Origin of the sequence: Streptomyces sp. NRRL WC-3549 (genome assembly GCF_000721935.1) — a bacterium.
Taxonomy (GTDB): Bacteria; Actinomycetota; Actinomycetes; order Streptomycetales; family Streptomycetaceae; genus Streptomyces.
In genome coordinates this window covers 1,141-1,557 of record NZ_KL585421.1, presented here as the reverse complement: position 1 = coordinate 1,557, position 417 = coordinate 1,141, and the positions used below count along the sequence as shown (strand labels likewise).

The 417-nt window shown below is 67.1% G+C and carries 1 protein-coding gene; it reads right to left on the bottom strand.

Annotated elements, in window-relative coordinates:
- The coding region (locus tag IH13_RS0125305; RefSeq protein ID WP_031088170.1) for a carboxyl transferase domain-containing protein at positions 1-417 on the bottom strand (417 nt) is incomplete at both ends.

Genomic DNA, 417 nt, shown 5'->3' with positions numbered 1-417 from the left:
GTACGCGCCTCCGTAGGCCTTGCGCAGGATCAGGGAGATCCTCGGCACGGTGGCGTTGCAGTAGGCGTACAGGAGTTTGGCGCCGTGCCGGATGATTCCACCGTGCTCCTGGTCGACGCCGGGCAGGAAGCCGGGTACGTCCAGGAGAGTGATGATCGGGATGTTGAAGGCGTCACACATCTGGACGAACCGCGCGGCCTTCTCGGACGCCTCGATGTCCAGCACACCGGCCAGGGACTGCGGCTGGTTGGCGACGATGCCGACGACCTGGCCGTCGAGCCGGGCCAGCGCGCACACGATGTTGCGGGCCCAGCGCTCGTGGACCTCCAGGAAGTCGCCGTCGTCGACGAGCTCCTCGATGACCTTGTGCATGTCGTACGGCCGGTTGCCGTCGGCCGGGACCAGGTCCAGCAGGAC